The sequence below is a fragment of the Streptomyces qaidamensis genome (assembly GCF_001611795.1).
GTDB classification, from domain to species: Bacteria; Actinomycetota; Actinomycetes; order Streptomycetales; family Streptomycetaceae; genus Streptomyces; species Streptomyces qaidamensis.
This window is the reverse complement of the sequence record NZ_CP015098.1, coordinates 1517691-1538304: the sequence shown is the minus strand read 5'-3', so window position 1 is coordinate 1538304 and position 20614 is coordinate 1517691. Positions and strand designations below refer to the sequence as shown.

General features: G+C 70.6%; 26 protein-coding genes and 2 pseudogenes. 17 read left to right on the top strand and 11 right to left on the bottom strand.

The features are described from left to right. Positions 1-44: 44 nt before the first annotated feature. Together A4E84_RS06605 and A4E84_RS06600 are read left to right on the top strand one after the other, a co-directional pair. Positions 45-800 (top strand): HipA family kinase, encoded by a 756-nt coding sequence (locus tag A4E84_RS06605; RefSeq protein ID WP_062925648.1) that lies wholly within the window; start codon positions 45-47, stop codon positions 798-800. Next, the gene (locus A4E84_RS06600; RefSeq protein ID WP_062925647.1) at positions 797-1210 is read left to right on the top strand and encodes a DUF3037 domain-containing protein; all 414 of its coding nucleotides are present in this window, start codon (positions 797-799) and stop codon (positions 1208-1210) included. Before A4E84_RS06605 ends, A4E84_RS06600 begins: the two co-directional genes overlap by 4 nt. Positions 1211-1228: 18 nt before the next feature. Here the strand turns inward: A4E84_RS06600 and A4E84_RS06595 are convergent, their stop codons facing one another. Continuing rightward, positions 1229-1753, bottom strand: coding sequence for a hypothetical protein (locus tag A4E84_RS06595; RefSeq protein ID WP_062925646.1), 525 nt, complete (start codon positions 1751-1753; stop codon positions 1229-1231). Positions 1754-1983: 230 nt separating this feature from the next. Between A4E84_RS06595 and fabG the strand changes: the two genes are divergently transcribed. The 5 genes from fabG to A4E84_RS06570 all read left to right on the top strand — a co-directional run bounded on the left by fabG (position 1984) and on the right by A4E84_RS06570 (position 6695). Next, positions 1984-2745 carry a 3-oxoacyl-ACP reductase FabG gene (fabG, locus tag A4E84_RS06590; RefSeq protein WP_020270157.1) on the top strand — a complete coding sequence of 254 codons (762 nt, stop codon included), beginning with the start codon at positions 1984-1986 and terminating at the stop codon, positions 2743-2745. Between the two features lie 12 nt (positions 2746-2757). Further along, positions 2758-3516, top strand: a complete 759-nt coding sequence (locus tag A4E84_RS06585) for an SDR family oxidoreductase (RefSeq protein WP_062925645.1) — start codon at positions 2758-2760, stop codon at positions 3514-3516. Positions 3517-3715: 199 nt separating this feature from the next. Further along, positions 3716-5302, top strand: coding sequence for an ABC transporter substrate-binding protein (locus A4E84_RS06580; protein ID WP_062925644.1), 1587 nt, complete (start codon positions 3716-3718; stop codon positions 5300-5302). A 91-nt stretch (positions 5303-5393) separates the two neighbouring features. Beyond that, entirely contained in the window at positions 5394-6077 is a 684-nt protein-coding gene (locus tag A4E84_RS06575) for a uracil-DNA glycosylase (protein ID WP_062925643.1), read from the top strand. 117 nt (positions 6078-6194) lie between these two features. Continuing rightward, a complete protein-coding gene (locus A4E84_RS06570) occupies positions 6195-6695 on the top strand; it encodes a hypothetical protein (protein WP_062925642.1) in 501 nt (166 codons plus the stop codon). A 589-nt stretch (positions 6696-7284) separates the two neighbouring features. Here A4E84_RS06570 and A4E84_RS06565 read toward each other — a convergent pair. The 3 genes from A4E84_RS06565 to A4E84_RS06555 form a co-directional block, all read right to left on the bottom strand. Continuing rightward, the gene (locus tag A4E84_RS06565) at positions 7285-7809 is read right to left on the bottom strand and encodes a hypothetical protein (protein ID WP_062931343.1); all 525 of its coding nucleotides are present in this window, start codon (positions 7807-7809) and stop codon (positions 7285-7287) included. 112 nt (positions 7810-7921) lie between these two features. Next, positions 7922-8434, bottom strand: coding sequence for a DinB family protein (locus A4E84_RS06560; protein ID WP_062925641.1), 513 nt, complete (start codon positions 8432-8434; stop codon positions 7922-7924). A gap of 43 nt (positions 8435-8477) precedes the next feature. After that, entirely contained in the window at positions 8478-9068 is a 591-nt protein-coding gene (locus A4E84_RS06555) for a TetR/AcrR family transcriptional regulator (protein ID WP_062925640.1), read from the bottom strand. A gap of 81 nt (positions 9069-9149) precedes the next feature. Between A4E84_RS06555 and A4E84_RS06550 the strand changes: the two genes are divergently transcribed. Beyond that, on the top strand, positions 9150-10334 hold the full coding sequence (locus A4E84_RS06550) for an FAD-dependent monooxygenase (RefSeq protein WP_062925639.1): 1185 nt from the start codon (positions 9150-9152) through the stop codon (positions 10332-10334). 13 nt (positions 10335-10347) lie between these two features. Then, the gene (locus A4E84_RS06545; RefSeq protein ID WP_062925638.1) at positions 10348-11253 is read left to right on the top strand and encodes a Gfo/Idh/MocA family protein; all 906 of its coding nucleotides are present in this window, start codon (positions 10348-10350) and stop codon (positions 11251-11253) included. Here A4E84_RS06545 and lnt read toward each other — a convergent pair. Further along, entirely contained in the window at positions 11177-12742 is a 1566-nt protein-coding gene (gene lnt / locus A4E84_RS06540; protein ID WP_062925637.1) for an apolipoprotein N-acyltransferase, read from the bottom strand. The genes A4E84_RS06545 and lnt overlap by 77 nt on opposite strands. A 68-nt stretch (positions 12743-12810) precedes the next feature. After that, positions 12811-13281, bottom strand: a complete 471-nt coding sequence (locus A4E84_RS06535) for a nuclear transport factor 2 family protein (protein ID WP_062925636.1) — start codon at positions 13279-13281, stop codon at positions 12811-12813. Positions 13282-13377: 96 nt separating this feature from the next. On the opposite strand from A4E84_RS06535, the pseudogene A4E84_RS40420 reads away from it, so the two are divergent. After that, positions 13378-13533 (top strand): annotated as a pseudogene (locus tag A4E84_RS40420) (DUF4291 family protein); the annotation flags it as partial. A gap of 57 nt (positions 13534-13590) precedes the next feature. Here A4E84_RS40420 and A4E84_RS06530 read toward each other — a convergent pair. After that, positions 13591-14256, bottom strand: coding sequence for an NADPH-dependent F420 reductase (locus tag A4E84_RS06530; protein WP_062925635.1), 666 nt, complete (start codon positions 14254-14256; stop codon positions 13591-13593). Positions 14257-14357: 101 nt separating this feature from the next. On the opposite strand from A4E84_RS06530, the gene A4E84_RS06525 reads away from it, so the two are divergent. Continuing rightward, positions 14358-14735, top strand: a complete 378-nt coding sequence (locus A4E84_RS06525) for a winged helix-turn-helix transcriptional regulator (protein ID WP_174569407.1) — start codon at positions 14358-14360, stop codon at positions 14733-14735. After that, complete coding sequence (locus A4E84_RS06520) at positions 14686-15201, top strand: DUF4291 domain-containing protein (RefSeq protein WP_079128884.1); 516 nt, start codon at positions 14686-14688, stop codon at positions 15199-15201. Before A4E84_RS06525 ends, A4E84_RS06520 begins: the two co-directional genes overlap by 50 nt. Positions 15202-15209: 8 nt before the next feature. On the opposite strand, the gene A4E84_RS40415 is transcribed toward A4E84_RS06520, so the two are convergent. Together A4E84_RS40415 and A4E84_RS45460 are read right to left on the bottom strand one after the other, a co-directional pair. Continuing rightward, on the bottom strand, positions 15210-15389 hold the full coding sequence (locus tag A4E84_RS40415; protein WP_079128883.1) for a hypothetical protein: 180 nt from the start codon (positions 15387-15389) through the stop codon (positions 15210-15212). Between the two features lie 98 nt (positions 15390-15487). Beyond that, entirely contained in the window at positions 15488-16576 is a 1089-nt protein-coding gene (locus A4E84_RS45460; RefSeq protein ID WP_063827491.1) for a hypothetical protein, read from the bottom strand. Between A4E84_RS45460 and A4E84_RS06510 the strand changes: the two genes are divergently transcribed. The 3 genes from A4E84_RS06510 to A4E84_RS06500 all read left to right on the top strand — a co-directional run bounded on the left by A4E84_RS06510 (position 16545) and on the right by A4E84_RS06500 (position 18065). Further along, the gene (locus tag A4E84_RS06510) at positions 16545-17294 is read left to right on the top strand and encodes a hypothetical protein (protein ID WP_159029560.1); all 750 of its coding nucleotides are present in this window, start codon (positions 16545-16547) and stop codon (positions 17292-17294) included. The two genes, A4E84_RS45460 and A4E84_RS06510, sit on opposite strands and share 32 nt — an antisense overlap. Before the next feature lie 125 nt (positions 17295-17419). Next, the gene (locus A4E84_RS06505; RefSeq protein ID WP_062925630.1) at positions 17420-17704 is read left to right on the top strand and encodes a hypothetical protein; all 285 of its coding nucleotides are present in this window, start codon (positions 17420-17422) and stop codon (positions 17702-17704) included. Between the two features lie 118 nt (positions 17705-17822). Further along, complete coding sequence (locus tag A4E84_RS06500; protein WP_062925629.1) at positions 17823-18065, top strand: hypothetical protein; 243 nt, start codon at positions 17823-17825, stop codon at positions 18063-18065. A 54-nt stretch (positions 18066-18119) separates the two neighbouring features. Here the strand turns inward: A4E84_RS06500 and A4E84_RS06495 are convergent, their stop codons facing one another. Beyond that, positions 18120-18362: a helix-turn-helix domain-containing protein gene (locus A4E84_RS06495; RefSeq protein ID WP_237304868.1), complete on the bottom strand. Its 243-nt coding sequence runs from the start codon at positions 18360-18362 to the stop codon at positions 18120-18122. Positions 18363-18517: 155 nt separating this feature from the next. After that, positions 18518-19150, bottom strand: coding sequence for a hypothetical protein (locus A4E84_RS06490; protein WP_159029559.1), 633 nt, complete (start codon positions 19148-19150; stop codon positions 18518-18520). A 64-nt stretch (positions 19151-19214) separates the two neighbouring features. Between A4E84_RS06490 and A4E84_RS45680 the strand changes: the two are divergent. Beyond that, a pseudogene (locus A4E84_RS45680) lies at positions 19215-20098 on the top strand (recombinase family protein). Next, positions 20095-20532: a hypothetical protein gene (locus A4E84_RS06480; RefSeq protein ID WP_079128882.1), complete on the top strand. Its 438-nt coding sequence runs from the start codon at positions 20095-20097 to the stop codon at positions 20530-20532. Before A4E84_RS45680 ends, A4E84_RS06480 begins: the two are co-directional and overlap by 4 nt. Positions 20533-20614 lie beyond the last annotated feature (82 nt).

Below are 20614 nucleotides of genomic sequence, written 5' to 3'. Positions count from 1 at the left end.
GAGGCCGTCGCCGCGACCGCCGCCTACGTCAGTAACCTGGGACGATGCTCAAGGAAGTGATCGCGACCCGTTTCATCGCGCCCCTGCGCGAGGGCGGTTCGCTGCCGGGCCTGGTCGAGGCCGACGACTCCGGCACCTACGTCCTGAAGTTCACCGGTGCGGGACAGGGCCGCAAGACACTGGTCGCCGAGGTCGTCTGCGGCGAACTCGCCCGCCGGCTCGGGCTGCGGATGCCCCGCCTGGTCACCGTCGAGCTCGACCCGGAGCTGGGACTGGGTGAACCGGACGAGCAGGTGCAGAGCCTGCTGAGGTCCAGCGGCGGCACCAACCTCGGCATGGACTTCCTCTCCGGCGCCCTCGGGTTCGACCCGCTCGCGTTCCCGGTGAGCCCCGAGGAGGCCGGCCGGGTGGTCTGGTTCGACGCGCTGATCAACAACGTCGACCGGTCCTGGCGCAATCCCAACCTGCTGAGGTGGCGGGGCGAGCTGTGGCTCGTCGACCACGGCGCGACGATGATCTGGCACCACAACTGGCCCGGCGTGGACGCCTCAGCCGCCCGCCCGTACGACGCCTCCGACCACGCGCTGGCGTCCTTCTCGCCCGATGTCACCTCCGCCGCGGCCGACTTGACTCCCCTGGTCACCGGGGAACTCCTCGCCGACGTCACCGCACAGATCCCGGACGCCTGGCTCACGGACGAACCCGGCTTCGCCACGCCGGACGATCTGAGGCAGGCCTACGCGCGCCCGCTGCTCGCCCGGGCCGCCGTCATCCACGACCGCATCCAGGGGCTGAAGTGAACGACCGGCACATCATCAAGGGCGGACCGCGGGACCGCCACGTCTACGAGTACGCCGTTCTGCGCGTCGTCCCGCGCATCGAACGCGGCGAGTGCGTCAACGCCGGGGTCCTCGTCTACTGCCGCGCCGAGGCGTACGTCGGTGCCCGCACCCACCTCGACGAGACCCGCCTGCTGGCCCTCGACCCCCGGGCCGACGTGGCCGGGGTCCGAGCCGCCCTGCGCGCCGTCGAAAGCCTCTGCGCGGGCGGCTCCGCGGCCGGCCAGGCGGCGTCCGACGACCCGGGACGCCGCTTCCGCTGGCTCGTCGCCCCCCGCTCCACGATCGTCCAGCCCGGCCCGGTGCACACCGGCCTGACCACGGACCCGGCGGCGGAGACCGAGCGGTTGCTTGACCTGCTGGTGCGGTGACGGACGCCCCGCCGAACCTCAGTGCCGGCGGCGGCGCCTCACCAGGCAGCCGGCCGCGAGGACGGCACCCGCCGCGAAGGTCAGGCCGATCCCCGTCTCCCAGTCGCTCGGCCCCCGGGACACGGCACCCCCGGCCCCGCCCCGCACGCCGCGCGAAGCGGCGGTCGCGGGCGCCGTGGTGCCGGGGGTGGACGCGCTCGCAGACCCGGACGGGCTCGCGGACTCGGAAGGGCCGGCAGACGGGCTCGCGGACGGAGAAGGGCTCGCTTCCGGAGAGGGGCTCGCGGAGGCGGACGGCCGGACGGGGGAGATGACGCCCGAGCCCACGCGGGGCAACGCCTCGCACGCGATGCCGTCGTCCGGACCCGGGTCCTCGTCGAGTCGGTGGGGGTCGAGCCGATCCGCCTCGAAGGCGGCCTGCGCGTCCTCCTGGAAGGCGAAATCACGGCAGTCCAGGTCCTGCCGGGCGTGAGCGGGGTCGGCCATCGGCACGATCGCGGCGATCGCGAACAGCGTGCCGATGGCACCGGTGCGACGGCGCATGGAGCGCCTCCCTTCCGGACACGAGTGGCTCGCGCTCCGACGCTAGGTGCCGAGGGGCGTGGCGGCGCGCGGCCGTAGGCCGATCGGGTGTCCCGGAGGACGCTGCCGGGCAGGGTGGGGCCGGGTGATGGATCACATGCCGCCTCCGGCCGTTGACACCGCGTGCCAGGGCTTCTAGCGTCACACCCACTGAAGGTACTAAGCGGTCGCTCACCTGAGGAGTAGCAGTCATGTCCACCACTGAGCAGCGGGTCGCCGTCGTGACCGGTGCCGCGCGCGGCATCGGTGCCGCCACCGCCGTACGACTGGCCGCCGAGGGCCGCGCGGTCGCCGTGCTCGACCTCGACGAGGCGGCCTGCAAGGACACCGTCGAGAAGATCACAGCCGCGGGCGGCAAGGCCATCGCGGTCGGATGCGACGTCTCGGACGAGGCGCAGGTCGAGGCGGCCGTCGCACGGATCGCCGAAGAGCTCGGCGCGCCGACGATCCTGGTCAACAACGCGGGCGTCCTGCGCGACAACCTGCTGTTCAAGATGAGCGTCTCCGACTGGGACACCGTCATGAACGTGCACCTGCGCGGCGCCTTCCTGATGTCCAAGGCCTGCCAGAAGCACATGGTGGACGCGGGCTTCGGCCGGATCGTCAACCTGTCGTCGTCGTCCGCGCTCGGCAACCGCGGCCAGGTGAACTACTCGGCCGCCAAGGCGGGCCTGCAGGGCTTCACCAAGACCCTCGCCAAGGAGCTCGGCAAGTTCGGCGTCACCGCCAACTCCGTCGCCCCCGGCTTCATCGCCACCGAGATGACCAAGGCCACCGCCGACCGCGTCGGCATGGGCTTCGAGGACTTCAAGGCCGCCGCCGCCACCCAGATCCCGGTGGCCCGGGTCGGTGAGCCGGAGGACATCGCCAACGCCATCGCCTTCTTCACGGGCGAGGCGGCCGGATTCGTCTCCGGCCAGGTGCTGTACGTGGCCGGCGGACCGCTCGACTAAGGGACGAAGAACATGACTTCCGTGGAACTCTCCGGCAAGGTCGCCCTGGTCACGGGCGCCAGCCGCGGCATCGGCTACGGCGTGGCCGAGGCCCTGGTCGCACGCGGTGACCGCGTGTGCATCACCGGCCGCAACGAGGACGCCCTCAAGGAGGCCGTCGAGCAGCTCGGCGCCGACCGCGCGGTCTACGTGGCGGGCAAGGCGCACGACGAGGCCCACCAGGCCGTCGCCGTCGAGCGCACGATGGAGGCCTTCGGCCGCGTCGACTACCTGGTCAACAACGCGGGCACGAACCCGGTGTTCGGGCCGATCGCCGACCTCGACCTGAACGTCGCCCGCAAGGTCTTCGAGACCAACGTCGTCTCGGCCCTGGGCTTCGCCCAGCGGACCTGGCACGCCTGGCAGAAGGAAAACGGCGGCGCGATCGTCAACATCGCCTCCGTCGCGGGCCTGTCGCCCTCGCCCTTCATCGGCGCGTACGGCGTCAGCAAGGCCGCGATGATCAATCTGACCGTGCAGCTCGCGCACGAGTTCGCGCCCAGGGTCCGGGTCAACGCGATCGCCCCGGCCGTCGTGAAGACCAAGTTCGCCCAGGCCCTGTACGAGGGCCGGGAGGAGGAGGCCGCCGCGGCCTACCCGCTGGGCCGGCTCGGCGTGCCGTCCGACATCGGGGGCGCGGCCGCGTTCCTCACCTCCGAGCAGTCCGACTGGGTCACCGGCCAGACGCTCGTCGTGGACGGCGGCATCTTCCTCAACGCCGGGACCGGCTGACGCGGACCGCACCTGCGGTTCGAACACGGGCGCCGTCGACCCCGACGGCGCCCGTGCCGGCGTCAAGACATGGCAAAAGGCGATGACAACGTCGTCAAAGGTTTATCGATCAAGAGGTCATGCACCGGGGAGGGTCAGGGGGCGCGGCACTGCGGTATGGTCTGCCGACCCTTGGTATGGCAGATCGAGGAGCGTGCGCGTGTTCAAGCGGAACCGGTGCCTGTGGCAGGTGGCGGCCATCGCGTCCATATCGTCCCTGCTCGCCGGGTGCGGCGTGCTGTCGTCCGACACCCCGCAGGACGAAGGACCGATTGTCCTGGGCACCACCAGTGCCCCCAGCACGCTCGACCCTGCCGCGTCGTGGGACAGCTCCTGGGAGCTGTTCCGCAACATCTACCAGACGCTGCTGAGCTATCCGACGGGCGCGAGCGAGCCCCAGCCGGACGCCGCCGAGCAGTGCGGCTTCAGCGACTCCTCGAACCAGGTCTACCGCTGCGAGCTGCGCGAAGGCCTGCAGTTCTCCAACGGCGACGCGCTCGACGCCCAGGCCGTGAAGTACTCGTTCGACCGGATCCGCAAGATCAACGTCAACGGCGGTCCCGCCGGTCTGCTGGGCAGCCTGGAGCGGGTCCAGGCCCCGAACGACCGTGAGGTGATCTTCCACCTCAACAAGCCCGACGCCACCTTCCCGTTCGTGCTCGCCACCCCCGCCATGTCGATCGTGTCCCCGCAGGCCTATCCGCGGAACAGCCTGCGCAAGGGCAGTGACGTGGTCGGGTCCGGGCCGTACACCCTCGACTCGTACTCCGAGGGCAAGGAAGCCGTTCTCGTCCGCAACGACTCCTACAAGGGCTACGCGGAGCGCCGGAACGACGCGGTGACCGTGCGCTACTTCCAGGACTCCGCCACCATGGTGAAGGCCCTGCGGGACGAGAAGATCGACGTGACCTACCGCGGTCTGGCCGCGGGCGACGTCGTCGAACTCCAGAGCAAGTCCTCCAAGGACCAGGAGATCCAGCTCGTCGAGGGCACCGGCACCGACATCAACTACCTCGTGTTCAACCCGAAGGACTCCTGGGCGAACAAGAAGGCCGTGCGCCAGGCCATCGCGCAGGTCGTCGACCGGGCGGCCATCGCCCACAAGGTCTACAAGGACACCGTCGACCCGCTGTACTCCATGGTCCCCAAGGGCCTCACCGGCCACACCACGGGCTTCTTCGACGACTACGGCAACCCGGATGTCGCCAAGGCCCGCAAGATCCTCACCGAGGCGGGCATCGACCAGCGGGTCCCGCTCACCTTCTGGTACACGAGTGACCGCTACGGCTCCGAGACCGCCGGGGAGTTCAAGGAGCTGAAGCGCCAGCTCGAAGCTTCCGGCCTGTTCTCGATCAGCCTGAAGAGCCGCCCCTGGAAGACCTATGTCGAGGGCTACCAGAAGGGCGAGTACCCGGTGTTCGGGCGCGGCTGGTTCCCCGACTTCCCGGACGCCGAGAACTTCATCGCGCCGTTCGTCGGTGACCAGAACGCCCTCGGCACGCCCTACCCGGCTCCGAAGATCACCGGCGATCTGCTGCCCCGGTCGCGCCGGGAGAGCGACCGCGCGAACGTGGAGAAGGAGTTCGAGGAGGCCCAGCGGATCCTCGTGGACGACGCGCGGCTCCTGCCGCTGTGGCAGGGCCGGCAGTACGTGGCGGCCAGCCGGGACGTCTCGGGCGCCGAGCGGTCCCTGGACCCGTCGACGATCATGATGTTGTGGGAGCTGCACCGTAAGACCGCCTGGTAGCGAGTCGGCTTCGCGCTCTCCCGGGCACGGTGTCAGTGGTCGCCTGTAGGTTCTGTGGCCTGAAGTGACCGCACATCGTGAGGACGTTGACGTGACCGACATCGCCATGCTGCCCGAGTCCTGGCGCGGGGTTCTGGGCGACGAGCTGCAGCAGCCCTGGTTCAAGGAGCTGACGGAGTTCGTCGAGGAGGAGCGGGCGAAGGGTCCCGTCCATCCGCCGCGCGAGGAGGTCTTCGCAGCGCTGGACGCCACGCCGTACGAGGGGGTCAAGGTCCTGATCCTCGGTCAGGACCCGTACCACGGCGAGGGTCAGGGGCACGGGCTGTGCTTCTCGGTCCGGCCGGGGGTGCGGATCCCGCCGTCCCTGCGCAACATCTACAAGGAGATGCACCAGGAGCTGGGCACGCCGATCCCGGACAACGGTTATCTCATGCCGTGGGCCGAGCAGGGCGTGCTGTTGCTCAACGCGGTGCTCACGGTCCGAGGCGGCGAGGCCAACTCGCACAAGGGCCGGGGCTGGGAGAAGTTCACCGACGCCGTGATCCGCGCCGTGGCCGAGCGGCCCGACCCGGCGGTCTTCGTGCTGTGGGGCAACTACGCGCAGAAGAAGCTCCCGCTGATCGACGAGTCCCGGCATGCCGTGATCAAGGGCGCGCATCCCTCGCCCCTGTCCGCGAAGAAGTTCTTCGGCTCGCGGCCCTTCACGCAGATCAACGAGGCCGTGGCGGCGCAGGGACACACGCCGATCGACTGGACGATCCCGAACCTGGGCTGACCCACCCCGGCCGCACGGCCGTGCCCGGCCCGGCGGTGTCCGGAGCCGCCTGAGCCGGATCGCCCCTGCCTGCGGTTAGCGTCGGCGGGAACAGCCGGCTAGTGCGCGGAGGGCGTCGTGGCGGAGCGACAGGAGCAGGCGGCGCCCGATGCGGTGCTGACGCGGATCGGGCAGGTCGTCATGCTGCACCACGCGGGGGACCGGGAGGAGGCCCGGCACCGCTATCTCGGCCTGTGGGCGGAGATCGGCGAGCACGGCGACCCGCTGCACCGCTGCACCCTCGCCCACTACCTGGCCGACACCCAGGACGACCCGGCGGACGAACTGGCCTGGGACCTGCGTGCCCTGACGGCGGCCGAGGAGGCCAGGGAGGAGGCCGTCGAGGTGGCCGCGGTGATCGCGATCTACCCCTCCCTGCACCTGAACCTGGCGGACGACTACCTCGGGCTGGGCCGCCGCGACGCCGCCCGCACTCACCTGCGGTGGGCCCGTGAAGCCGCCGCCGCCCTCGCCGACGACAGCTACGGCGAGGGCGTGTGGGCGGCCATCGGCCGACTGGAATTCCGGCTGGGGGAGGGCGGCACGGGGCCCTGGACGCCGCCACGGCAACGGCCCTGAGACGACCCCGCCGGCGCCCTGCCGGGCCGGCGGCCCTGGGGCGACCGCGCCCACGACCGGCCGCGGCGGCGGCCCTGACGGGAGCTCGTCGGCGAACCAGACGGCTGGCGACCCTGGGGTGACCTCGCTGATGGGCCTGACGCGTCGCGGCCCTGGGGCGACCGTGTCGACGGCCCGACGGCCCGACGGCCCGACGGCCCGACGGGCTGGTGTCTTTGGGGTGACCGTATCGACGGGCCCGACGCGTCGCGGCCCGGGGGCGACCGTGTCGACGGGCTCGACGGGCTGGTGGTCCTGGTGTGACCGTGTGGACGGGCTCGACGCGTCGGTGGCTCTGGGGTGACCCTGCTGATGGGCCTGACGCGTCGCGGCCCGGGGGTGACCGTGTCGACGGGCTCGACGGGCTGGTGGTCCTGGTGTGACCGTGTGGACGGGCTCGACGCGTCGGTGGCTCTGGGGTGACCCTGCTGATGGGCCCGACGGGCTGGTGGTCCTGGTGTGACCGTGTCGACGGCCGACAGGCCGGTGGCCCTGAGGTGGTCACGTCGGTGACTCCGGCGTGCCGTGTCCGCGCCCGGCCGGCGTCCGCTCAACGCCCGTACGCGTCCCGGCAGATCGTCGCCTCCGGACTGTCCGCCCGCCAACCCCCGTAGCGCCTGCCCAGCGCGCACACGTCCGCGTTGTCGTTCGGGACGCTTCTCTCGACGTCCTGCCGTACCGACTCCGACACGTCGGGGAGGCCGGCGTGCGACCGCTGGGGGCCGCGCCGGGCCGGCTCGGGATGTGCCGGGCGGGCGGGGCGGGGGCGGACGTCGCGGTGGCCGGGCTGCTGCGTCCCCGGTTCCGGCGCGGCAGCCGGAGGCGCGGCCGGGCGGGCCGTCGGCGCGGCCGGCTCCGGGCGACGGGACGCCTCTTCGATGAGCTGCAGGGCCTCACGGGCCGGCGCCTGCACGATCTGGGTCTCCGCCTCGTCCTCCCGCTCCGGCGCCGACGGCCGGGACGGTGCCACCGAGGGCCCCGGCGCGGAGGGATGCGAGACCGTCGTCGTACAGCCGGAGAGGGCCGAGACCGCCACGGTCAGCAGGAGCGTCGCTGTGGTCGTCGTTCGATGCACCCGCCAACTCTGGTGTGTCCGGCCCTCGCTGGGGCCGCGGACCTGGCGCAGGATGCCCCGCACGGGTGATCTCGCGCCCCGTACGGAGGGCGTCGGTGCGACGGGGGTGACGTCATTCGCCGGTCGCGCCGTCGATGCGCTCGCGGATCAGGTCGGCGTGGCCGTTGTGCCGCGCGTACTCCTCGATCATGTGCGTGTAGATCCAGCGCAGGTTGAAGCGCTCGCCGGTGCGCCGGTGTTTGCCCTCGGAGATGTCGTCGAGGCCGAAGCGGGCCGCGTTGCGCCGGGCGGTCTCGATCTCGGACTGCCAGGTGGCGTACGCCTCCTCCCACGTGTCGGCCTCGGAGAGATGGAACTCGCCGTCAGGATCCTCTTCGGTGTAGTAGACCGGGCCGGCGTCCTCGGCCGCGAGTACCTTGCGGAACCAGCCCCGCTCCACCTCCGCCATGTGCCGCACCAGTCCCATCAGGCTCAGCTCGGACGGCTCCACCGCGGCGGTGCGGAGCTGGGCGTCGGTCAGGCCCTCGCACTTCCAGGCGAGGGTCTGGCGGTGGTAGTCCAGCCAGCCCTCCAGCATGGTGCGCTCGTCGGCGGTGGTGGCGGGCTCTTGGCGTTCGTTCGTCATGGATGCATCTTTTCCGAGCCGCCCCCGCCGCACCACAAGATTTTCAGCCCCCGAGCATGCCCTCCAGCAGTTCCCGCAGTCCGGCGCGCACCTCCTCCAGGCTCGGCACCTCGGCGCCGAACGACCCCGCCACACAGCTGAACATCAGTCCGTCCGCCCAGGCGATCAGCGACAGGGTGTGCCGTGCCGGGTCGGTCGAGCCCAAGCCGCTGACCAGGGTGGCGAGCTGGTCGCGGAAGCGGGCGCCGGTGGCGTCGAAGAAGGCCCGCAGCTCGGGGCGGCGCGTCGCCTCCAGGGCCAGTTCGTAGCGGGCGAGCGTGAGTGCGCGGTATCCCGTCATGGCCCGGTGGGTCGCCAGGGCCAGGGCGTCCGCCAGAGGGCCGGGCCCGGCCCCGGGGTCCGGCATCTCGTGCAGGGCCAGGACCCGGGCCTCGCGGTCGGCCAGGCGCCGCACCGCCAGCTCCAGCAGGGCCTGCCGGGTGCGCGCGAGGTTCGACGTGGAGCCCTGGGGGAGCCCGGCCGCCTCGTCGACCGCCCGGTGCGTGAGGCCGCGCATGCCGCGCTCGGCGAGCAGGGCGAGGGCGGTGTCGGCGACCAGGTCGGAGCGGGAGGGGCCGGCGGTGCGTACGGACATGGCCTCACGCTACCCGTTTGACTACACGTGTAGTAACGTCGATGGCGTCACTACAGGTGTAGTCACGTTCGAGGAGGGGCCATGAAAGAGCTCGGGCATGCCGTCGTGATCGGTGGCGGAATCGGAGGCCTGACGGCGGCCGTCGCCCTGCACCGGCGGGGCCTGCGGGTCACGGTCCTGGAGCGCGCCCCCTCGCTGGAGCCGGTCGGCGCGGCGATCTCCCTCGCGCCCAACTCCCTGCGCGCGCTGGACGCCATCGGGCTCGGCGGCGAGATCCGCGACCTGGCCGCCTGGTCCGGGGACGGCGGGCTGCGGGCCCCCTCCGGGCGGTGGCTCTCGCGGTCCTCCGCCGAGGCCGCCGCCGAGCGCTACGGCGGCCCCCTCGTGCTGCTGCACCGTGCCACCCTCATCGCGAGCCTGGCCTCCCGGCTCCCACCGGGCGCCATCCGCACGGACGTCGCCGCGACCCTCGCCGACAGCGGCGGCCCCGACCGGCCCGCCCGGGTCGACGCAGGAGGCAGGGTGCTGGAGGCCGACCTGGTGGTGGGAGCGGACGGCATCCGCTCCGCCGTACGCCACGCGCTCTTCCCCGCCCACCCCGGGGCCGTGTACTCCGGCTTCACCGCCTGGCGGCTCGTGATCCCCGTGCCCGGCGCCGAGTTCGCCTCGCACGAGACCTGGGGCAGGGGCCGCATCTGGGGCACACACCCGCTCAAGGACGGCCGCGTCTACGCCTACGCCGCCGCCGTCACGCCCGCCGGCGGCCACGTGCCCGACGAGAGGGCCGAGCTGCTGAGCCGCTTCGGCGACTGGCACGACCCGATCCCCGCCGTGCTCGCCGCCGCCCGGCCCGAGGACGTCCTGCGCCACGACGTCCACCACATCACCGAACCCCTGCCCGCCTACCACCACGGCCGGGTCGCCCTGCTCGGCGACGCCGCGCACGCCATGCCCCCGACCCTCGGCCAGGGCGGCAACCAGGCCATCGAGGACGCGGTCGTCCTCGCGCACCACCGTGACGACCTGCCCGCCTACACCGCCGCCCGGCTGCCCCGCACGACCGCCGTCGCACGCCGGGCCGTGCGGGTCGCGCGCCTCAACCTCATGACGAACCGCGCGGCGATCGCCGTACGCGACACCGCCCTGGCCACACTCTCGAAGGCCGGGCCCGCCCTGTTCCTGCGCGGTTTCGACGGCATCGCCGACTGGCGGCCCCCGCGGGCGGACGCCGTATGCTCCGGGCAGACCCCGGCAGGCAACCGTTAGAGGAGATCACCCCGTGAAGGTCGGCTGCATCGGACTCGGCGACATCGCGCAGAAGGCCTACCTCCCGGTCCTCGCCTTCCAGCCCGGGGTGGAACTGCACCTGCAGACCCGTACGCCCGCCACCCTCGACCGGGTCGCCGAAGGCCTGCACGTCCCGCCGGAGCGGCGGCACACCACCCTCGACTCCCTGATCGCGGCGGATCTCGACGCGGCCTTCGTGCACGCGCCCACGCTCGTGCACCCGGAGATCGTGACGCGGCTGCTCGAGGCCGGTGTGCCGACGTACGTCGACAAGCCGCTCGCCTACGAGATCGACGACTCCGCGCGGCTGGTGGCGCTCGCCGAGGAGCGGGGCGTGAGTCTCGCCGTCGGCTTCAACCGGCGCCACGCCCCCGGCTACACGCAGTGCGCGGACCATCCGCGTGAACTGATCCTGATGCAGAAGAACCGCATCGGGCTGCCGGAGGAACCCCGCGCGATGATCCTGGACGACTTCATCCACGTCGTCGACACCCTCCGGTTCCTGGTGCCCGGCGAGATCGACGACGTGGCCGTGCGCGCCCGTGTCCAGGACGGGCTGCTGCACCACCTGGTGCTCCAGCTCGCCGGGGACGGCTTCACCGCGCTCGGCGTGATGAACCGGCTCAGCGGTTCCGCCGAGGAGATCCTGGAAGTGTCCGGGCAGGACACCAAGCGGCAGGTGATCAACCTCGCCGAGGTCGTCGACCACAAGGGCCAGCCGACCGTCCGGCGGCGCGGGGACTGGGTGCCGGTGGCCCGGCAGCGCGGGATCGAGCAGGCGGTGCTCGCCTTCCTCCACGCGGTCCGCACGGGCAGGGCGCTCAGCGCCCGGGACGCGCTGGAGACCCATGAACTGTGCGAGCGGGTGGTACGCGCGGTTCAGGAGCGGACCGCCTGAGCCGCACGGTCCGTACGCCCTCGCCGACGGCCCACAGGGCGAGGATCAGCATCGCCGCGTGCACCGTCCAGTCGCCGTGGCGGACATAGGGCGTGGTGCCGTGGGCGAGGGGGATGTCGTAGATCCGCTCGGCGGAGGCGTCCGTACCGAGCCATGATCCGACGCGCTGCCCGTCCGGGCCGTAGACGGCGGAGACGCCCGTCAGGGTCGAGTGCACCATGGGGCGGCCGGTCTCGGCGGCCCGCAGCGCGGCGAGCGACGCGTGCTGGCCGGGCGCCCAGCTGTGCTGGAACGTGGACGTCGACGACTGGCCGATCAGCACGTCGACGCCCTCCCGGGTGAGGTGGCGGGTCATGTCGGGGAAGGCGGTCTCGAAGCACACCAGCGGGCCGACCCGCAGATCGTCCCCGACGTTCATCACGACCGGCTGCGAGCCGCGCCTGCGGTCCTCGCCCGCGGCCTTGCCGACGGAGGTGGCCCAGCCGAGCAGGGATCGCGCCGGGATGTACTCGCCGAAGGGCACGAGCCGCATCTTGTCGTAGCGCTCGCCGGTCAGGCCCTCGGGGCCGACCAGGACCGAACTCTTGTAGATGCCGGGCTTGTCGGAGCGCCGGGCGTCCACGTTGACCAGGATGTGGGCCCCCGTCGCGCGGGAGAGGTCCGCGAGCCGCCGGGCGAGGTCGGGCCGGTCGTCGAGGTCGAAGCCGACGCTGCTCTCGCCCCAGACGATCAGGTCGACGTCCTGGCCGGCGAGCCGGCGGGTGAGCTGCTCCTCGCGGGCGAACCGGCCGTCCGGACCGGCGACGACGCCCGGCTGCACGACGGCGATCCTGACCTGGCCGTCGACGGCCGGGCGGGGTGAGAACGCCCAGGTGGCGGAGGTGGCGGCGGCCGTGGCGACGAGACCGGCCACGGCGGGCACCCGGGCACGGGGGACCGCGACGAGGACGGCGACCGCGACGTTGACGGCCACGAGCAGGTAGCTGAGCAGCCACACACCGCCCACCGAGGCGAGTCGCAGCGCCGGCTCGGCCTGCCACTGACTGCTGCCGAGCATGCCCCAGGGGCCGCCGAGGCCCTGCCAGGAGCGGACCAGCTCGACGGCCAGCCAGCCCGACGGCAGGACCAGCAGCGCGACCGTGACCCGCCCGAGGGAGGGAACGCCTCCGAGGAAACGGCGCACCAGCCAGCCCCACGGTGCCCACAGCGCGCCCAGCAGGGCGGCGATGAGGAACGTGAACACGTGCAGGCTCGGCAGCAGCCAGTGGTGCATGGCCAGCATGAAGCCGAAGCCGCCCCACCAGCCGTCGTACGCGGCCCGCTTCCCGGTCGGCGCGGTGCGCAGCAGGAGGAGCCAGGGGACCAGGGCGACATAGGCGCACCACCACAGGGCCGGCGCGGGGAAGGCCAGGACGGGGAGGGCGCCCACGACCGCCGCGGCGGCCGAGCGGCGCCAGGGGGAGGCGAGCCAGTGGCCGAGCGTCTTCATAGGCGCCTCCTACCCGCGGGTGCCTCCAGTGTGCGCCTTGCGGACGATCTAGGGCACAGGACGCCGGGTCAGTTGACCACAGGCGCGGTCCTCGGCCCGGGAAGGCGCCGCCACTTCTCCCGCACGACGACGCCACTCAGCCGCCAGCCGTCGTCCGTGCGCAGCGCCGCGAAGGCGTACCGGCCACCGCACACGAAGTCCGGAGCGGGTCCCGCGGTGGCCATGGGATTGACGTAGTCCGCCTGCACCTCGGCCGTGTCGCCGGTGTCCTGCTCCCAGATCCCGAAGCGCACCCGCCGGTTGACGATCAGATGCTGCCGCACCGGGATCAGCCGCAGGCTCTGCGCGAGCCACGCGGCGACCGTGCGGGCCTCTCCCTCGATGCCGCCGGCCGAGCGGTAGTCCGCCCGCCCCCTAGGGGCGAACAGCCCCCGGTACGCCTCCCAGTCACCGTCGTCGACCGCCACCGCGTAGTCGGTGATCAGTCCGTCGACGGCCAGCCGGTCCCTCACGGTAGCGAGCTCCACGCGCTGCGTCATCGGCTCAGTGTTGGGCATGGCGGAGCCCGGGCCAAGAGCCGTGCGTGCGCGATATTCGGTGGCCGCCGGGTGACGCCGGGGGCCAGCCTGTCCTCCGTGAACGATCGACACGAGCCGAGATTCCGGGTGCGCGCCCGCCACACCGAGTCCACGATCACCGTCTACCAGGCCTACCGCCCGGAGATCGGCGGCCCCGCCGCCCGCCTGGGCCGCTTCCCGTCGTCCTGGAAGCGGGAGCGCATGACATGGATCATCAAGCCGCGTTCACAGACTTGTCGTGGCAGATCATCGAGCGTGTGAGAGATGCGCCTACCACTGTGAGTCGGCGCGCCTGTCGTTCGAGGGGACGTGAGGGACGGCGGAGCCAGGGTCGAAGCCTGCGAAGGCCAAGCCGATCACGAATCCCGCCACCTCCTCCAACTGGCGGACGCGATCAAGCGTCCCCAGCGTCGCCGGGACTCCGCCGACGTCACGGACCAGTTCACCGACGACGTGCAGGGCGGTCGCATCGTCGCCGCACATCGCCACCGTCACACGGGACTGGCCACCACCGATCGGGCTCGTCCACTGGTCAGCGGGAAAGAGATGGAACGCCTTCACGACCCGGGCTCCCGGAGCAAGTCCGGCGATCCGCCCCGCCATCGCCTCGCCGTGTTCGGTGAGCAGAGTGCCGACGCCATGCGTAACGGCGTTCGTGGGATCGATCAACGGCATCCCTTGGAGCACGCCGTCGGAGGCGCCCACCATTCCCAGCATCTCTTCGACACCGTCCCAAGACACGGCGAGGAGCACCGCATCGCGCCCGGTGACCGCCTCGCGCGGTGCGACAGCGAGCACTTCGTGGTCCAGCCGCTCAGCAAGCTTCTCCGCCTTGACCTGCGACCGTCCGCCGATCACCACCTCATGCCCCGCACGTGCCCAGCCCTCACCCAGGGCCGCCGCCAGTGTCCCTGTTCCCAGAATCCCGATACGCATCTGTCTGTGCCTCTCCCAAAGTGGTCGGGTCGGGTGGTCACGGTAGGGAAGGCGTTACGCACTGATCAGTGCGTGACCGGCGCGCGATGATGGATGGCGAGATGACTGATCACGACGCCCACTGCTATGAGTTTGTTGCTGATTGCCGTTTGCGCGCGGCCACCGATCTCTTTGCCCATACCTGGGATCCCGTCGTACTGGCGGCGCTTCGCTTGGGACCGCACCGACGCCGCGAGTTGCACGCCGCGATCGGCGGCATCAGAGACAAGGTTCTGACCGACTCCTTGCACCGCCTGCTCGCGAACGGACTGATCGAGCGCCACGCACATGCCGAGGCGCCGCCACGCGTCGACTATGCCCTGACCGGCTTGGGGCAGAGCCTGGTCGAGGGCCCCATGATGGCGCTTGGACGCTGGGCGATCGAGCACGGTGACGAACTTCTTGAAGCCCAGGAGAGCGGTACCGCAAGAGGTCTGTGAGCGAGGCTTGACATGGATCAAGCCGTCGTTCCTGTGGATGATGTACCGCTGCGGCTGGGGCACCAAGGAGGGCCAGGAGACGGTCCTGGCGATCGAGATCGACCGCGAGGGCTTCCTCTGGGCGCTGCGCAACGCCTGCCTGTCCCACCACGTCCCCGCTCTCCACGGCGACCGGGCCTCCTGGAAGCGGCAGTTGAGGCAGGCGCCCGCGCGGGTGCAGTGGGATCCGGAACGGGACCTGCACCTCAACCCGCTGCCGCACCGGTCGCTTCAGCTGGGGCTCGCGGGGGAGGCCGCCGCGCGGTACGCGGACGAGTGGATCGTGGGGATCGAGGACGTCACGCCGCTCGCCAGGGAGATCCATGGGCTGGTGCGGACTGGGCAACCGGGCTCGGCCGCGGGGCTGTTGCCCCAGGAGCGGCCCCTCGGCCTCGACGACGAGGTGCTCGCGGGACTGCGTGCCTAGGAGGGTGCTCAGGCCGCCGTGACGACGCCGCCTCGGATCGCCGCCGCCCACTCGACGACGAGGAGCTCGTACTCCGCACGCTCCTCGGGCGACAGGGTGCCGCCCGTGCGCTGCCACAGCGCACGGATCTCGTCGTTGACCTCGGCAGCAGGCCGCACGGAACCAGGGGTCACGAAATCGGGGGACATGCGGACAAGCCTAGGGGCAGCCACTGACAGCCCGCTACCGGACGGCTACCCGATCCCTATGCGGTTGGTCACGAGACCCGGGTCACAAGGACCCGGGGTCAGCCCGCCGACTCGGCCGCGTGAGGGCTCAGGGCACCCATGCTGACCAGCACGATGATGACGATGCCGACGGCGATGCGGTAGTAGACGAAGGGCATGAAGCGCTTGGTCGAGATGAACTTCATGAACCAATACATCAAGCAACCTGCTGGGCGGCTCTGACCTGCCGTTTCCACCACTCGGCAAGGCCATCTGGGCGAATCCATAATCCGCCGCTCCATCGCCGTCGTCACGTTCGAGTACAGGCCCTCGACTCCCGCGACCTCGTGTCCCATCCGGGTCTCGACCGCAATGGGGGCGTGTGTGCCGCCCGCCTCGTCGGTCCACTCCTTCGCGCCGTGACGCACCAGGTACAGCCGGTTGCCGGCGTAGGCGGTCGCCGGGATCTCCGGCAGAGGGCGCCGCGAGATGACCGTCTGCCGCTGGCCCGGGCGCGTCCGCTCGAACTCCTTGGACGCGGCCCGGCCGTCGGCGATCGGCCGCCAGTACTTGTAGGTGAAGTTGGCGTTAGTCAGGAGGCCGCCCCCGATGGACCGGAACACGTACTCGCTGTCGTGGCTCGCCAGCAGCAGCTCCAGCAACTCCGCGAGGAAGGGCGGGATGACGAGCGTTCGCCTGCTCTCGTACTTCGGCGGGAAAGGCTTCAGCACGCCGTCCTCGCGCTGGTGCTGCCACTGCACGCGGATCGCCGGCATCAGGTCGGGACCGTAGCGCTCAAGGTCCTCCTCGTGCCGCTCCTCCCGGTCCCGTTCCGCGGGATCGTTCAGCGGGTCGGATGCGGGCCAGAACGGATGCGAGTACAGCCTCTGCAGCGAGTACAACCCGGCCGGGCGCATGCCGGTCGTGGCCATCGTCCAGACGAACACGTAGCCATCAAGGCCCCAGAACGTGAGCGCGTTGCACGCCAGCTGGTGCACGTCCTCGATGCGCATCTCGCGCTTCCGCTCGCGCGGCTTCTTCTTGTACCGGCCGCGGCGCTGCTTCTTGCCTTTCGGTACGGGCGAAGTCTTCCGCAACTCGTCGTCAACGGCGTCGTCCATCAACATGGAGAAGACGGTGAGGATCTCCTCGCCGTACTTCTCGCCCACGTTCGGCAAGTCCTTGAGCTGCTTCTTCCAGGCCCGGTACGTGGAGGGCTGGATGTCCGCGATGGCGGTCTCGCCCCAGCGCGGCACGATGAACGACGCCCCGTCGCCCCGTTGCGTGATCTGCCCGCGCCAGCTGCTCGACCACGAGACCGGCCGGTACATCTGCCTGCCCTGCGAGCACCGCATCGGCCAGGACCTGCGGAAGTTGGCCGGGCCCGCAGGCTTCTACGCCCAGCTGTGCCTGCGCATCCAGCCCGGGCGCGGAGGCGGCGACGGGCCCGTCGTCACCCGCAGCAGCGGCCACCCCATGCCCCGCAACGAGCAGATCCTCAGCCTCACCGCCCACGGGGGCCTGGTCAGCACCCTGGAGACCTGGGTCGAGGACTGGGCCAGCTACGGACTCGGCGTCCACGGCACCGGCGGACGGCTCCAGCACCGCGTCGACACCGCCATCGAGACGCTCCGCCTCAACCTCACCCGGGCCGCCTCACGGCACCCGGCGCTCGACGAATTTGGCCGCGAGATAGCGCAGATCGTCCGCCAAGCCGAAGCCATCATCAGCGGCGAACGGGCACCCCGACGCATCCCCGTCACCTGCCCCTGCGGCACCGTCAAAGCCGTCACCCTTGACACCGATGGCTTCACCTGCCGCGGTTGCGGGACCGAGTACGGGCACAGCGAAGCGCTTAAGCTCACGCCCGTCAGGAACGCTGTATGACAGATACCTGGCCGAACTTGCGGTTAGGGCATCCCGTACAGCGGATCGGCCATAACCGTTTTTCGTAGGTGGTCCCGGATACGCGCTAGCCTGAGAGTTGAATCCGTTAGAGCTCGGAGGCCGGGATGAGCGAACAGCCGTGGACCATCGAGTCCATCCGTGACGCCCTCGGCAACCCTGCCCTCGCGCAGCGCTTCCTCAGCGAGATCAACGGCGCGCCGGCACACGAGCTGCTCCAGGTCTTCGCCAAGTGGGAGCGTGTCGCCAAGGACACCCTCGCCGCGGTCGAACGAGGCCGAGAGATCGCTGCCGCGGAGGCCCGCGGCGAGGAGCCCACGGCTGACTGGACGGACGCCACCGACCGGGTCCTCGCGGACGCCGAGCGCATCCGCACCCGCGGCGCAGCCTGAGGCGATCCAGACCACGCAGCGTCACCCGTTCGCTACACTCACACCCGGGCACAGCAAGTAGGCCAAGGGCGGCCAATCGGGGTAGCAGAACAATCTTGTCCGGGGAGGACGCGCGCCGATGTACCGCCTGAAGTACGACCCTGCAGCCGAAGCCGTGCACCAGGCGATGCCGTCGGCCGTCAGTGAAGCCCTCACCCTCGCGTTAGCCGACGCCTGTCACGACCCCATCGCGGCGACCCAGCCCTACGGGGAAGACGATGGCGTCGTGCGGATGATCGTCACCGAGCAAGCCTTCGCCGTACTCCTCGTCGGCGACACCCTCAAAACGATCACCGTGCTGCAGGTGACCTACCTCGGATGAGCACGACGAAGCCCCCGCCCGGACAACCCGGGTGGGGGCTTCCCGTCTGTCCGCCTACGCCGCTTCCTCGATCACCGGCGGCTCGGCCGGCTTCCGCCCGTTCAGCACCTGCCGCACCCATCCCTCGCTGAGCCCCAGCCGCGCCGCAAGCTCCGCCACCGGCACACCCCGCTGGTTCGCCGCCCGCAGTGCCGCGTTCCGCCGCAGCTGCCAGCGCTCCCGCGCCGGCCCACCCGCCACCGTGCGGTGCAGCAACACCGCCACCGCTAGCAGCAGCCTGCCGGCCGTGTCATTCAACCTGCGATCCACGTGGTCCCCCTGTCGTAGAACCGACACCCCGCTGACAGACCACGGTCAGGGGAGTGCAGGTGGGCCACAAGGGCGCGAAGTGGGCGCACACGCAGAACGCCCCCACCGTTCGGCAGGGGCGCCAACATGCGGACCCGGCCCGGTTAGTTGGATTCCCAGCGGTCCACGTTGCCGACCTTGCACGTGAACTTGCCCGAGATCTCCTTCAGCCCCATGGCGTCCTCCTTCGCCTTCTGCCCCGGCTCCAGCGCGGACACGACCGTGCCGCCCTCCGCCAGACGCGTCCCGTCCGGACCGTTGAACGACACCTGAACGTTCATGTCCGACTTCTTGTCGGTGGAGTTGACGACCTCCAGCTTCGCGATCGGGTAGCCGAACTCGTCCTTCGTGCACTCAGTGATCTTCACGTCGGCCGCCGCATCCGGCCCCTCCGACGACTCTTTCTCACTGCCGCCCAGCGCACCCGCGACCGCAGCCGCCGCAGCCCTCTCCGCAACCCGCTTCTTCGTCGCCTCATCCAAGCCCTGACACGACGCCGGCATGTCCCCGTCCTTCGCCGCCTTATCCCCGCCCATCGACTTCTTCACCTGCTCCGTCACAGCCTTCTCGCACGCCGCGACATCCGGCTTCCCAGCCGACCCGCCACCCTTCGCGTCAGCACCCCCATCACCGCCACCACACCCAGCAACCAGTCCAACAGCAGCAACAGCGACAGCAGACACGACGAACCTACGCACGAAAACCCCCACACGGAGCGAACAGAACAAGGCGGTCATCAGACCGCACGAGTACAACTACCACGCAACCGTCACCGGCACGTCACAAACCGTCACCACAGAGATGCAGGCGCAACACACCCACCAGACCGCCAGCTCGCCGCGGCCCCCGCAGACCAACCACCGCACCGTGCCCCCGCCGCCCAACCGCTACGCCGAGCAAGAGCGCAAAAGCTTCACCAATCCGTTTACTGGCAGAACCCGAAAAGCCCCGACCAGCAGAAACGAACAACGCCCTGCGATTGAGTCGCAGATCCCCGCGACGCCGTCACCACTACCTGCAACCCCATCGCGACCAGCACGAATGCAGCGCCCACCCCCCCCCAAACACCCCCACAACTGCCCTTTAGTCGGCCTCGTCCGCGTCAGTAGCGACAAGCAGAACGTCCAACGGCAGCACGACGCCCTCGACCCGATCTGCCTCAAGGTCTTCGAAGAGAAGATCAGCGGCAAGCTCACCGCCGAAGAACGGCCCGGACTCAAGGCGGCCATCGAGTACTTGCGCGACGGTGACATGCTCTGCTCCAGGAAGTCGACCGCCTCGGCCGCAACCTCCTCGAAGGACTCATCGTCCTCAACGACCTCTTCGAGCGCGGCATCGCCGTCAAGGTGCTGGAGGGCATCGCGGCTGGCGAGCACAAGGAACGATCCCTCATCCTCGACCTTGCCCTCGCGCTCGCTGAAGACCGGCGCCGCGACATCGTCAAGAAGACGAAGGATGGACTGGAGGCCGCACGCAAGCGCGGTCGCGTCGGGGGACGCAAGCCCGTCATGACGGAGGCCCTGACGGTCCAGGCCGCTGCGCTTCGAGACCGCGGGTTCACCATCCGCCAGATCCAGCCCCACCTTCGAATTGCAGAGGGCGCAAATAGGGGGAAGCACCCAAGCGTCGGCGCCATCTCGCAAGCTCTCCGCGCCTACGACGAGACGCAGGGAGTTTCGGCATGAGGCCGTGGATCCGCCGCAAGTACGACGAGACCCGCCTGTGGGCCTGGATGCCTTACCAGGGAGGCTCGAACCGGCGCTGGCTGCTGGGAGAGTTGGGAGACCGTATTCGTCCCGACTGGAACAACTCCGTAACCGCCGGGCGCTGGGAGATCGCCAGGCCGCATCTGAGGACTCTCACAGAAGCGCTCGCTACCCGGTTCGGAGAGGTGGACGTCTACCTCGAGTTCTCCACGACCGAGCGGTGCCATGTCCGCTGCCAGAACGCAGAGAACGATGACTGCACCTGCTCCTGCCGAGGCGAACACCATGGCGGCGGTACTTATTGGACACGCTGGCAACTCGTCGGGGAAGAGACGCTGGTGGGTCAGGTCGGTCGCGTAGAGCGGCATTACGTCGTGCGGCGCGGTGATTTCGGCTCGCTGGACCGCGTCTAGTAGTGCTTCGTTAGGTTCTGGGCTGTCTGTGGCTGCTCCGAGGGCTGGGCAGGTGCCGTCCGCAGGTGGTGCAAGTACCGGT